The organism is Sporosarcina sp. Y352 (genome assembly GCF_056786535.1).
The window spans coordinates 24,718-36,944 of record NZ_JBXCJE010000009.1; the positions used below are offsets into that span (position 1 = coordinate 24,718).

13 protein-coding genes and 1 riboswitch are annotated in these 12,227 nt (G+C 40.8%); of the genes, 8 read left to right on the forward strand and 5 right to left on the reverse strand.

The window, feature by feature from the left end; genetic code table 11:
* Positions 1–77: 77 nt before the first annotated feature.
* From AC1TO6_RS14775 to AC1TO6_RS14790, 4 genes are all read right to left on the reverse strand, one after another.
* On the reverse strand, positions 78–686 hold the full coding sequence (locus AC1TO6_RS14775; protein WP_482102386.1) for a peptidoglycan DD-metalloendopeptidase family protein: 609 nt from the start codon (positions 684–686) through the stop codon (positions 78–80).
* Positions 687–830: 144 nt separating this feature from the next.
* Positions 831–959 (reverse strand): YvrJ family protein, encoded by a 129-nt coding sequence (locus AC1TO6_RS14780; RefSeq protein ID WP_082786727.1) that lies wholly within the window; start codon positions 957–959, stop codon positions 831–833.
* A 75-nt stretch (positions 960–1,034) separates the two neighbouring features.
* Positions 1,035–1,253 (reverse strand): DUF2922 domain-containing protein, encoded by a 219-nt coding sequence (locus AC1TO6_RS14785; protein WP_482102387.1) that lies wholly within the window; start codon positions 1,251–1,253, stop codon positions 1,035–1,037.
* Between the two features lie 34 nt (positions 1,254–1,287).
* Complete coding sequence (locus tag AC1TO6_RS14790; protein ID WP_482102388.1) at positions 1,288–1,509, reverse strand: DUF1659 domain-containing protein; 222 nt, start codon at positions 1,507–1,509, stop codon at positions 1,288–1,290.
* A gap of 494 nt (positions 1,510–2,003) precedes the next feature.
* Here AC1TO6_RS14790 and AC1TO6_RS14795 point away from each other — a divergent pair, with 494 nt between their 5' ends.
* The 8 genes from AC1TO6_RS14795 (at position 2,004) to AC1TO6_RS14830 (ending at position 10,821) form a co-directional block, all read left to right on the forward strand.
* Complete coding sequence (locus AC1TO6_RS14795; protein WP_482102389.1) at positions 2,004–3,419, forward strand: TcaA NTF2-like domain-containing protein; 1,416 nt, start codon at positions 2,004–2,006, stop codon at positions 3,417–3,419.
* A 17-nt stretch (positions 3,420–3,436) separates the two neighbouring features.
* Positions 3,437–3,925, forward strand: a complete 489-nt coding sequence (locus AC1TO6_RS14800; protein WP_482102390.1) for a zinc ribbon domain-containing protein — start codon at positions 3,437–3,439, stop codon at positions 3,923–3,925.
* Positions 3,926–3,936: 11 nt separating this feature from the next.
* Entirely contained in the window at positions 3,937–5,538 is a 1,602-nt protein-coding gene (locus AC1TO6_RS14805) for a hypothetical protein (protein ID WP_482102391.1), read from the forward strand.
* 254 nt (positions 5,539–5,792) lie between these two features.
* Positions 5,793–7,505, forward strand: coding sequence for a TcaA NTF2-like domain-containing protein (locus AC1TO6_RS14810; protein WP_482102392.1), 1,713 nt, complete (start codon positions 5,793–5,795; stop codon positions 7,503–7,505).
* A 639-nt stretch (positions 7,506–8,144) separates the two neighbouring features.
* The gene (locus tag AC1TO6_RS14815) at positions 8,145–8,747 is read left to right on the forward strand and encodes a TasA family protein (protein ID WP_482102393.1); all 603 of its coding nucleotides are present in this window, start codon (positions 8,145–8,147) and stop codon (positions 8,745–8,747) included.
* 159 nt (positions 8,748–8,906) lie between these two features.
* The gene (locus AC1TO6_RS14820) at positions 8,907–9,572 is read left to right on the forward strand and encodes a hypothetical protein (RefSeq protein WP_482102394.1); all 666 of its coding nucleotides are present in this window, start codon (positions 8,907–8,909) and stop codon (positions 9,570–9,572) included.
* Complete coding sequence (gene sipW, locus AC1TO6_RS14825; RefSeq protein ID WP_482102395.1) at positions 9,538–10,131, forward strand: signal peptidase I SipW; 594 nt, start codon at positions 9,538–9,540, stop codon at positions 10,129–10,131. Before AC1TO6_RS14820 ends, sipW begins: the two co-directional genes overlap by 35 nt.
* Positions 10,132–10,167: 36 nt before the next feature.
* Entirely contained in the window at positions 10,168–10,821 is a 654-nt protein-coding gene (locus AC1TO6_RS14830) for a hypothetical protein (protein WP_482102396.1), read from the forward strand.
* A gap of 391 nt (positions 10,822–11,212) precedes the next feature.
* Here AC1TO6_RS14830 and AC1TO6_RS14835 read toward each other — a convergent pair whose 3' ends face one another.
* A complete protein-coding gene (locus AC1TO6_RS14835) occupies positions 11,213–11,866 on the reverse strand; it encodes a LuxR C-terminal-related transcriptional regulator (protein WP_482102397.1) in 654 nt (217 codons plus the stop codon).
* A gap of 56 nt (positions 11,867–11,922) precedes the next feature.
* Positions 11,923–12,004: riboswitch (cyclic di-GMP riboswitch) on the reverse strand.
* Positions 12,005–12,227 lie beyond the last annotated feature (223 nt).

The window sequence follows — 12,227 nt, forward strand, 5'->3', positions numbered from 1 at the left end:
AGCGTAGCTACTTCTGAAGTATCCAACAAAACCCAATTCCTCATTTATATGAGAAATTGGGTTTTATCACGCGAACTTTACTTTGGTGCCACATAATCTTTCGATGCTTTAGCAAGAGCAGTTGTCGTCAGCTTCCCAAAAACCCCATCTGCAACAAGACCCGATGCCTTCTGAAACGACATAACCGCAGCCTTTGTAGCGGGCCCGTTTAGTCCATCTACAGCGATCTTGTAACCCACTTTGACAAGCAAGCTTTGTATTTTCTCCACTTCAAAATCCACTATATAACGGTTCGGATCGACCGCATTCGTAAATTTGTTATTCCAACGACCGACGTGGACCTCGAAATGAAGATGGATTCCTGTACTATTCCCCGTCGTCCCTTTCATGCCGATACGTTCACCTTGTTTGACTGACTGTCCGACTTTCACACCGATAGATTGTAGATGTGCATACACGGTTTCAAACGTCTTTCCACCAATTGAGTGGACAATCATAACCGTGTTTCCATAACCATTTGTAGACTTAGAAAAACTAACTTTCCCAGCAGCTGCAGCAACAATTTTATTGTTTGATGGCGTATTTCCGTAATCTACACCAAAATGCATCGTTCGAAAATGTGTAATCGGATGCATGCGGTAACCGAAAGCTGATGTGACACGCCCCTCGCATGGTTTAATAAACATGTATTCCCTCCTTCTTTAAAAATATGGATTGTAACCGTTCAATCGCTGGGGTGGACCGCTCGAATATGGATTTCAACCGCCCAAACTCTACAACACGAGCGAGTAGCCCAACTCAAATTTCTGTTGATGAGTGATGATTAACATTCACTGCATTTTCAAAGAAACCAACACATCATGGATTGCGACGAGTTTTGTTTCGAGCCGGTGCAAAAGATAGAATGATACGAATATCGGGAAACCGACTTCCTGTATGAGACTCATCCATTGTTCCATCTCGTTTCCTCCTCTCTATAAACATGAAAAACCGGTCCCCAGTCCGAAAACTGGTGAACCGGTCGTTGTGGCTTGTTAGCTGTTTACAAGTTCTGTTACATTTCGCTCAATAACCCGAGCGCTAACAATTGATGCGAGTGGCGCGCCGTTAACTTCGAATACATTCGCAGCAATGATCTCCTGCATCGCCGCCTCAATGCTTTGCGGCGTCAAATCTGCGCGGGGTTCATCCACCGACAAACTCACCCTTTTTCCGCTTGCTGTGTTGAAATTCAATTGTAGTGTTTTAGCCATTTTTCATCCCTCCTTTTTTCGATTAGTTAATTGATTAGTTAATCAAACTCGATGTTTCCACGATGTCCGCTCCGATGAACGGCAAAGTTGAGAGACGACCCAGTTGCTCCAGCGCTTGGTACAAGTTCTCCGCTGACGCATTTTCCTTGATGTAGCGGTATGTCTTCGCTTTGCGGATAAGCTTACCGTCCTCTGTCAAACCACCGTCGAAGAATACGCGACCCGATGCTTGTTGAAATTCGATTGTTGCTGCCATGTAATCACCTCCTTTCACCCTCTATATAGAGTAAAAGGGAAGGAAAGGGGACATTGTTTTGAAATGTTTGTTGAAAAATATAATGTTGATTATATTAAGTCATTTGAGTAATTAGTTCGAAGGTGAATATTACTGTAATAACTGTGGAAATAAACAGAAAACTCCATTTCGTCAGTCGATAATAGCAAATAAAGCTCCACTGGTTTACAAGTCATGGAAGCTGTTTTTTTTTGATGTCCAATTAGGGGTATTATCACAATAGCTTCAGAATAGACTGAGTGACTGTCCCAATTCGGTACCCAACTATTTCCCCTCTACTTCAGCTTATTTTAAACAATGGTCATCCAATTACAGAATCTATTGGCAGAGGGAGACTATAGACTCCCAATGTAATAGGTAAATATTCTTATAACTGACTTCAAAAGACTAAAAAGTTTGACTGTAATAAATATTGGAATCATCCAATATTTACTATAAATAAAGGAGAGAAGTGTGTGTGTCAAAAGTTTTGTAAGAAGTGCGGAGGTGAGCTTTCTCCGGGGCTAGTTTTTTGTTCAGCATGCGGGACACCTGTACCAGATTTGACTTCAGTTTCATCAACAGAACACGAGGCGAAACAGCGGGAACCCATGTCATTGAAAACGAAAGTTCTACTTTCAATCATTGCAGTGCTATGTGGGTTATCGATAGGTACTCATCTTATTTTATCTCATGTAACTGACAGTACTAAACAATTGGGAAATATTTACAATGCAATCATTGATGAAAACGGTAAGGCTCTATTTACGGAATTGACTGTTCCTGAGGGTGTCCTTTATGTAGAAGGGAGCTTTACGAAGAATTTAAATAATGACTTCTTGCCCGAATTCTACGCGGAGTTGTCTGACGCTGTTGAACGAGTGAAAGACACGGAATTGACGGAAATTGTGCTGGATGATCATGGAATCGAAGTATTTCGCATCAAGCATGATAAATGGCTTTATTTTTACCCGAGAGCTTTGATTGAACCGGTGTCGCAGTCTTTGGTGATTGATACGGATCTTACGAATACTACGTTGACCATTGCCGGTGAGGCGTTTCCGCTTGATGGTAAACCGATTACGATCAATAAAGTATTACCGGACGAGTACACAGTAACGCTGAATGGGAAAAATACCTTCTTTGCGTCACAAGGCACTGCAAAAATCGACCGTGTGCTATTTTCAGAATCAGCGACAATCAGTTTACTGAATACAGCCTACTCCATCGAATTTGATGGGAAATCGCCAGACAGCATCCTGTATGTGGATGGGAAATCTACTGAAAAGTCAATTCAGGAGGTCGGAACAATTGAGCCGGTTTTTGGAAAAGGGGCTACGTTCCATGCTGTTCGAAAAATCGAAGGTGATAAAACGGAAGCGTCCGAAAAAATCAGTGGAAAGCCAGGTGATTCGATTTCTTTCGCTTTTCCTTCGCTCATAAAAGCGGAACAAGAAGCCCATGAAAAAGAGCAAGTAAAAATGGCGCAGGCAGAAAAAGCGGAAGAAAACAAAGAGTTGATCGGCCAAGCTTCCGAGAGTTATATCAATTTCCGAAATGCCTATGAAGACGCACTCAATAACCGAAGTTTCGGTTATATCGAATCCTATTTACAACCATCTGGGAAAGCGTATGGTGAGTTGAAAGAATTTATTACGGAAGCGGATAGTACGTATTATTGGTATGAATTTATGACGAATGAAGTAACAGCTGGCATAGTGGAAGGCGATCTTATAAAGTTGCAAGTCCGTGAAACGTTCTTATTTGAAAACCACCTTAGTCAAACGACCACCTATGATCGACTTAAAGAATATGATCTGGTTAAGACTTCTTCCGGTCACTTTGAAATTGTGGAAATTCATATCAAAGACACGAATCGAGATAAATACTAAACGAGGGGGAAGTTTTGTTGAGTACAATACAAACAAAAATCGGCGGCGGATTGAATAAACTACAAGATACGCTGCAACAAGGTAAACAAAAGATGCAGACAGTGCAAGAAGCGAGCCAGCTCCGTCAGGCAATCGATCAGTTGCGACAAAAACGATTGGAGAGCATCGTGGAAATTGGCAACAGCATTCATAAAAAAGTGCGGTTCGGTCTTGTGCACGATGAAGATTTCACGGAAATTTCCTCGCAAATTGAACAGGTTGATAAAGAGATTTATGAGCTATCCAAAAATCTTGAACAACTCCAGGTTGAAGCAAGTCAATCAAATCTGTGCTCGAATTGTAAAAACCCTGCTCAACCAAGCGATAAGTTTTGCGGCTCCTGTGGAAATGCAGTCAATATTGAAATAAAGGTAGAAGAAGAGACAAAAGTCTGCTTGCGATGCAATGAGGACATTCCGGAAACGGCAGCATTTTGTCCATGCTGCGGGACTGTCATCCAAGGATAGGGGGAAACGGATTGTTTTGTAATGAATGTGGGACAAATCATCCCAATTACAATAATTATTGTACAGCAGACGGAGCCGTACTGGATACAAAATTAAACGGCAAAGCAAATCGGTCGAAAATAGAGTTTTGTGCGGGTTGCGGCGGAAAAGTTGCTTCATCTGCACAGTATTGCCTTCATTGCGGGGGGGGGTTATCAGGTATTAGTTTGAACTCTACGCAAAGTGTCATCCAAGCGATTCAAAATCCGACGCGGACGCTTGATTTACCGACGTTCAATTCGAGCCGTTTTTTATCGAAAAGTAAAGTGAAGAATGCTTTGATTGCAGCGGTTCTAGCGATTGTTCTCGTTCTTGTAAGTGCCGGGGCTGTCATGAACTTCGCTGAACAACAGTTTATAGACTTCATTGAAGAGACAGAAGGCGAAGTGGTATCAGCAAAAGAGTTGCGGAGTTTAAGTTTTCTTGAAGAGCAAATTAGGGCAGAATCAGGTACGTCAGTATCGATACCTACAATTTACGGCATCACAACGTTTGTAACGCTACTTCATAATATAAATACGAAGTTTGATTTGGAAGCCAATTCGTTTGGCGAATCAATGCTAGTATTTTTCCAACAGAAAAATCTGTTGCTCGCCGGTTTGATTGTCCCAATTGTGATTCTGCTCATTGTAGGGGCAGTTTTAGGGTATTTGTCAAGAAAATCGAAATCGTCATTGGTTGAACCGCTTATTATTTTCTCAGGAATTTACACGATTTTTATAGTGATTAACGCTATAAACTCAAGAGTGAAATTCCGTATGGGTTCAAATGGGATCTACGACGATAGTCTGTCAATCCAAGCTGTATTGAAATTCTCATTCTTTGATGCTTTACTAACCGGACTTTTATTGTCACTGATCGTTACGGGATTATCGGCCTATTTGACGTATTACGGAAAGAGTATTTTCGTGTTTTTACATGCGAAAAAGCAGTATGTACAGTATACGGTGTATTCAATGCTCCTAATCGCAGTCATTTTCGTTGTCGTTTCTATAGTTGGAATTTCCGCAATGGATATAAGTGAATATATAGGCGTTGAAACTGCCTCAATTATTGCAGTGGTATTACCATTAGTGTTAACACATGCGTCCATTTGGATCATGCACTTGGCTCATTTCAATCCGCTGGCATTTAAGTTGGAATTGTTGGATGGAACCCATTCCATTGCGATTAATCTATTTAGTAGCGCCAAGGGCATTCAAAAGTCGATTGCGGACGATTATGAACTTGAAGAAATGTTAAATACATTGGTTTTGACGGATGGAACGCTTCCGATACTTATTAAACTGAGTTTCCTTTTGCCGGCTGTATTGCTCATCTATGCGGGGTTCCGTTTATTCAAAACGAACCAGCCGCAAATAAAGCAAATCCTTTTATTCGGTGGAATCTATGCGCTTGTCATGACGGTTATAAGTGTAGCAAGCAGAATCAAGCTTGAAGTTTTTGCCGAGCAAGAAAGTACGATCATTACCATCTATTCCTCAATCTTGCCTTCTTTCCTAATTACATTTGCAATGGCGTCGATCTGCTTCGCAATTGGTGGTTTATTGAAGAATAGATTTGCAAGTAGATAAATAAATAACTATTTTAGATTAAAGAATAAGAGAAGGCCTCGTTTGTCTCTATATGTTTATTACTATAGAGATAGAACTAATTGCCTTCTCTTTTGTTTACCGCTGGAAGTGGAAATTTCATAAAAAAGATTTGCCTCGAATTGTGATGTTGAAAAATAATCCATATTTTAGTGAGTTTATTTGAAATTGTCGCTGTTACAGCGGAAAGTGAGCGAATGCGAATGAGTCAATTTTGTCAGGAATGTGGGGGACAAATGAAAAGTGAAGACGTTGTCTGTAGAAATTGCGGGACAAGGCTTCACAAAGAAACGGTTGTACCTAAACAACCTGTATCAAAAAAACGAAAAGGGACCTATGGAATCATCGCAGCAATGACCGTCCTACTAATTGGTTTCATTGTTTGGGCAAATACCCATTATTCACAAGAAGCCACGTCCAAAAGGTTTGAAAAAGCCATATCCAATGAGGATACCAAGGGTCTTCAGTCTCTCGTTGTCCATGAAGATGGCAGTACAATCAGCATGCAAGAAGCGATTGCAATGATGAAACTCGTCAAAGAGGAAGGGAAAAAAACCGTACAATCACTTACTTCTGTTCGGCAACAAGGCAAATATCTAGGTCTATTCAATCAATACATAGTGGAAGCAGTCGATCAATATGCTTTCTATGATGGACCGATAGATAGCCTTGCGTTTGTGTTCAATGGGGTTGAAATGAGAGAAGAAAAAAAGAAAAAGGATTCAGTCACATTCGGCCCACTAACACCGGGTGTTTACGAAGTGAAAACAACCCTTAATGGGAAGTTTGGGAAAGGAACGGCTAAGAGCGAACTGTCATTATTCAATGAAAAAGACACACCTTCCTTGATCAATGTAGATTTGCCGTTCGGCAATGCTGTATTTGAACTAGCTAACTATTCATCGACTCTCATGAAGGATGTCTACGTAGTAATTAATGATGAAATAATCCCTTTTGACGAATATGGCGTAACAACGGAGATTGGCCCGATTTTATTTGACGGCTTGCAAAAGGCGAAAGTCGTCGCGCAATACCCATGGGGAGAAGTGACTACAAACGAAACAGTGATTGAAAGTGAACATCAGGTGATGAGGGCCGATGTCCTTACACAAGCGGAATTGGAAAAAGTAATGGACACGTTAAAGCAATACGGGGAAGAGTATATCGAATCGAAAGCGAAAAGGAGTACAGCTGTCTATACAACGACAACGGCGTCATTAAATCAACTACTACAACAGAACATCCTTACCCCGCTAATTGACAGTAACAGGTATGTTACTGGAAAACTCGACGAATTGAATGTCGATGAAAACTCGGTGAATGTACTGGATGATTCAGACCAAGGTATTTCCATCCATGCAACGTTTAAGTTCATGGATGATGAGCATTCTCTTTCCGAAACACCTTTTCTGAGTGAGGTCGTTCATGTTACTGAAGTAGAACTCATTTATGACGAGGGCAAGCAAAAGTGGTTTGTGCAAAACGCAATTCGCACAGGGTCGAACGTAGATGTGACAACCACCCTTCCCGGTTCGGGAACGCTGCATCAGCCAAGCGCTGACGCGGTACTAGCGGAAAAGAAGAGTCTGTTAAAAGATGAGCTACAGTCATTTATGCTTCATTACGTCAGTATGAGTGTCGAGGCCATCAATGCCCGGGATTTTTCATATATAGAACAACTGATGACGAACGATGGACCTCGAAAAAAAGAAGCAAGGGATTATATTGACTATCTTGAGTCCAAGGGGATTACAGAACAATTGGTAAGTTCCAGTGTGGAAAAGGTGGAAGAAGCCGGAGTCGACACATGGAAGGTTACATCAACAGAGGAGTTTGTCATCCATTATCCGGAAGGCTCTAAAATTAAAAAGTTTACAACGGTCTCCCTAGTGAAAAAAGTTCATGACGAATGGCGCGTCCACGAACTCGTGTCGACGAAGGAGATTTGATAACAGGTACTAAATTCTGCTCTTCATTACAATTACATGCCCCTTGAGTCCTTTGAGACTTGAGGGGATTTTCTTTGTTGTTGGATACCTATAAAAGAATGAGTAGGAACATTCTTCCAAAATGAATGTGAAATCGAATGGTACGAAAGTGTAACATAGAAACTACCAAAAGTGGAATATCAACTTGCCAAAAGAGTAGCCTTTCGAGGTGAGAGGAACTTTAATGTTCTGTCTATACTAAGGATAGTTCCACTTTCACAACAAATATAGTGAAACCTATCGGAGGAGATAAGCATAAAGGAACACTTAAACCTGTAAGAAGGATTTATTAAAGAAGATTGCATTCTTCCTCTATTAACGCTACTTACAGGTTGAGGAACGAAGCATGCATAAAGTGATTCAGTCACAATCTTCTAGTAGTGGAATAGAAGCTATTCCATACGAAGTGTAAAACCTAGAATCTGTATTAGCTGCCTTGCTATGAGAATGGTACATGCGATCACTGCTGCTTTATCAGGTTAAAAAGAACTCATACCTAAGATTGAAGAAGAAAATAATTTCTTCCAAGTCGCAGGGAAGAACAAAGTACACGCATTCAACAAAAACAAAAAAATACAAACTAATTGGAGGAAATTAAAAATGAGTATTAAAAAGAAACTAGCAATGGGTATCGCAACTGGAGCATTGGCTGTAAGTATGATCGGTGGAGGAACGTATGCTTATTTCAATGATGTGGAAACAATGACGAGTAACTTTGCTGCAGGTACTCTAGATTTAACGCTGAACCCTGAGACAATTATCAATGTAGATAAAATTAAGCCTGGTGACTCGATACATCGCACTTTCAAACTGGAAAACAGTGGTAGCCTTGATATTTCAAAAGTCTTTTTGACTACTGATTTTACTGAATCGGTAGCAGGTTTTGGAGATCACATTGTGGTGGAATTCCTGAAAAACGAAGATAAAAGCAGTATCCTTGGAGCTAGCAATGTGATTGCATCCAAGACGCTAAGTGAATTAAAAGCGTTATCGCAAGATGCCGTTGATAATACATCACCTAAAGGATGGTTAGGATGGCAGGGTGGAGAAGTAGACGGGATCAAGGCTGGTACAGATGATAAAATGTACGTAAAGATTAGATTCAATGAAAATAATCAAGACCAAAATGCTTACCAAGGCGCTACCTTAGAACTGAAATGGAAATTTGATGCAAAGCAAACAGCTGGAGTTTCGACAAAATAATCGATATCCCGGGAGGAGAGCACTTCTCCTCCTTCATTTTATTTAATCAGATCGCCGGTGCTATACCTTATATATATTTCTCTATCTATAACTTTTTTATATGTTGAGAAATATATTTAAGATAGTTCCAGCGATATTACTATGAAAGGCGGGATCTGGTTGAGTATCAAGCGAATACGCACATTCAGGAAAAAAAATCAAAGTCTTTTATTAGTTTCAAAAATAGCACTCATATGTTATGTAACCATTTTTGGCATCAGTTATATGTCGTCTGATACTTCCGCATTTCTCAGTAGTCAGTCGGGAGTCTCACAGACGATCACAGCCGGTGAATGGGAAGTTTCGGTTGATCAATGCGGTAAGGAAATTGAAATGGATGCTGTAACGGGCGAAGAAATCATTATCAACCCTGTGCAAAAAGTTGAGAAGCCTAGAGGAGAAAACGATACTGATGCGCTATCGAGCGAAGAAATAATGGTCGACTGCAAGAACGAAGTTGAAGAGCCTGAGGTAGAAGCAATAGAAGATGATAAAGCAACTGATCAGGAAACTGAGGAGACAAACGAAACAGAGAATGTTGAGGGTAAGGCAGATTCGGATATCAACGCAGAGGGTAAGCAGGAAACGCCTGTAGTTGACGTTGAAGAACAGAAACCGGCTGATCAGGATTCTGTAGAAAGTAAGGTTCCAGAAGAAAGCGCTAAAAAAGTCGATGAAATAAATACTATTGTAGAACCGGCAAAAAACATATTGAAAGCAGAGGGTGATACAAATGAGAGAGAAGAAGTTAATGAAAAAGAAGAAAATAATGAAGACGGTAAGTAGCCTCATCTCCGGCATATTGATGGTTCTGTTAATTAGTGTAGCTTCCATAGTAGTCATCACGAAAATCTCTGGTGGCGAGCCAGAACTTTTCGGTTACCAAATAAAAACAGTTCTGTCGGGGTCCATGGAACCGGGAATTCAAACCGGCTCGCTAATCGCTGTACAGAAACCCGAAGATAAAACCAAATTTAAAGCGGGCGATGTCATCACATTCCAAGAAGAAGGAAATATCTTGATCACACACCGAATTACTGAGGTGGTTAAAAGTGGAGACTCAGTACTTTACCGGACAAAAGGTGACAACAATAATGCTGAGGACATGAATCCAGTACTGTCAGGCAATGTGGTAGCGGAGTATACCGGTTTTACATTGCCCTACGCAGGTTACTTCATTGACTTTTCTAAGTCCAAGAATGGTGCGCTTTTACTGTTAATACCTGGCTTCTTGCTGCTACTCTACTCGGCATTTACGATTTGGAGAGCACTTGGAGAAATTGAATTGACTCCGAAAAAAAAGGTGAAGATAGCGGGGGAAGATGGCGGGGAAAGTTCTACTTAAATCAATCGCCAAGATATGTAAGGAGGTATTACTACCATGAGCAAACTGTTTCGACTGATTCCGTGTCTTTTATTGATAGGTGGAATATATTTCTTGCCTGTAACGAGCGTATCCGCAGAGGGTGAAAACGACACGGACAAGAATGATATAGACATCATCCTTTCACCCAAAGAAAATTTATTTGATATCGGTAATATGAAACCTGGTGATTGGGCGCCTCGAACCCTTACAGTCAAAAACGGCAACAAAGATTTTGACTACCAAATGCAGGTACAAAACAACGGAGAAGAAAAGCTATTTAACGAGCTGCTGCTGGAAATAAAAGCCGAAGACAAGGAATTGTATAAAGGCAAATTGGCTGAATTTAAGTCACTCCCCGCAAGAGAACTTACCAGTGGCAGCGAGGAGAATCTGGATATTACTATTCGTTTTCCCGAGCACCTTGGAAATGATTTTCAGGGACTTCAGTCAGCATTTGCTTTCTCTTTTACGGCAGAAGGAAAAGATACCCCGGCAGTTCAAGCTATGGTACTAGGGCAAATTGATAGCGGCGGTTCATCATTAGCCGGGGTCAGCTTGCCTGCCACATCGACAAATATATTTAAAATGATATTATTTGGTACTGCACTTGTGGCAGGGGGGACTGTGTTGATGATCATCAGGCATTATAGAAGGATGAAGATGGCGTAATAAACACTTAGATGAATACAGAAAAACATTCGAAAAGCTTCCCGTGCATGATGTTTCATGCCTAGGCAGCTTTTTCATTTTTCGTGGAGACATTCTCTATTAACTTAGACATCCCGCTCGAACCAACCGCCCGAAGTCTCGCGAGCACCGCTCGAATCCTCCATGCGACCGCTCAAACTCTCTCGCGCATCACCCGAATCCACCTCACTAACTTTGAAGAAAAAGAAGCGTGGTAGTAAACACATAACAAGAATTAAAAGACTATATCACAATCAAACTTCACGGATAACAAATAACGAAAACAAAAAAATCCCCCTACGCCACGAATGACACAAAGGGACTTGTCCTATTCCGGTATAATCTAAATCGTTTTGGAACCAGACACCCAATTCTAAACCGGCACTTCATGCTTATATTGCACAAATCCTGTTTCGTTCGCATAGAGCGCGGCCTGTGTACGATCACAAAGGTCCAATTTTGATAAGACTTGGCTGACATGTTTTTTTACTGTGTTTTCCGAGATGTATAGACTCTGGGCTATTTGTCTATTCGAAAATCCAATTCCGATTTTTTGCAATACCTCTCTCTCTTTAGAGGTAAGGAGACTCACGAGGCTGTTATCCATTCGTGGTTTCTTCTGTGACTGCATCAGCAGATCTATGATATCCGGGTCGTAATACTTCCTTCCCCTATGAACCATTTGAATTGCATAAATGAGCTCATCTGGATGTGATTCAAGCGATATATAGGCGTCCACATCCGTTTCCTTTGCGCGTTCGAAAGACAACAATTCTATCGAATAAGTAAGGATGGCGAACTTGCAGGTGCAACCTACTTGTCTTGCTTCGGTAATCACTTCTAATCCACACTCTTTTCCTAATTGAAAATCAATAATAGTCAAATCTGGTTTTTCTCTCTGAATCAGAATAAGTGCTTCTTGCTTGTTGCTAGCTTCCCCAGTTACCTCCATTGTATCCTGCAGTGATAGAATCGAGATTAACCCTTTACGAATGATTGTTTGATCGTACACCAATACAATTTTCATCAAAAGTATAGCCTCCTCCCATAGATTAAAGAGCACATTTCATTAAAGACGTTCAACTGAAATGAGGCCGGTTGCACCACTGACTCCATACATCCAAGGTGCCCAGATAAGGATGTACTTCTTAGTCTCCCAATTAAGAACAGTTCCCATTAGTAGTAAACGCGTTTTATTGAATTCTATGTCGGTTATCCAGGGTCGGTGAGCACTTTCTTACTTGTTGTTTGGTCGAATCATAACACATAGGTACTATGGAGAACTAGTAAGAATATTCTATCAAATTGAGCGCTAAATTGAATGGTACAAAAGTATGACATAGAAATTATTAAAAAGTAGAATGCTAGTATGCAGAAAAAATCACCCA

Bases quoted from the DNA above. Each gene is read 5' to 3' on its own strand.
- AC1TO6_RS14810 (WP_482102392.1), top strand. From the start codon at position 5,793: ATGAAAAGTGAAGACGTTGTCTGTAGAAATTGCGGGACAAGGCTTCAC.
- AC1TO6_RS14785 (WP_482102387.1), bottom strand. From the start codon at position 1,253: ATGGCTAAAACACTACAATTGAATTTCAACACAGCAAGCGGAAAAAGG.
- AC1TO6_RS14790 (WP_482102388.1), bottom strand. From the start codon at position 1,509: ATGGCAGCAACAATCGAATTTCAACAAGCATCGGGTCGCGTATTCTTC.
- AC1TO6_RS14780 (WP_082786727.1), bottom strand. From the start codon at position 959: ATGGAACAATGGATGAGTCTCATACAGGAAGTCGGTTTCCCGATATTC.
- AC1TO6_RS14835 (WP_482102397.1), bottom strand. From the start codon at position 11,866: ATGAAAATTGTATTGGTGTACGATCAAACAATCATTCGTAAAGGGTTA.
- AC1TO6_RS14775 (WP_482102386.1), bottom strand. From the start codon at position 686: ATGTTTATTAAACCATGCGAGGGGCGTGTCACATCAGCTTTCGGTTAC.
- AC1TO6_RS14815 (WP_482102393.1), top strand. From the start codon at position 8,145: ATGAGTATTAAAAAGAAACTAGCAATGGGTATCGCAACTGGAGCATTG.
- AC1TO6_RS14830 (WP_482102396.1), top strand. From the start codon at position 10,168: ATGAGCAAACTGTTTCGACTGATTCCGTGTCTTTTATTGATAGGTGGA.
- sipW (WP_482102395.1), top strand. From the start codon at position 9,538: ATGAAAAAGAAGAAAATAATGAAGACGGTAAGTAGCCTCATCTCCGGC.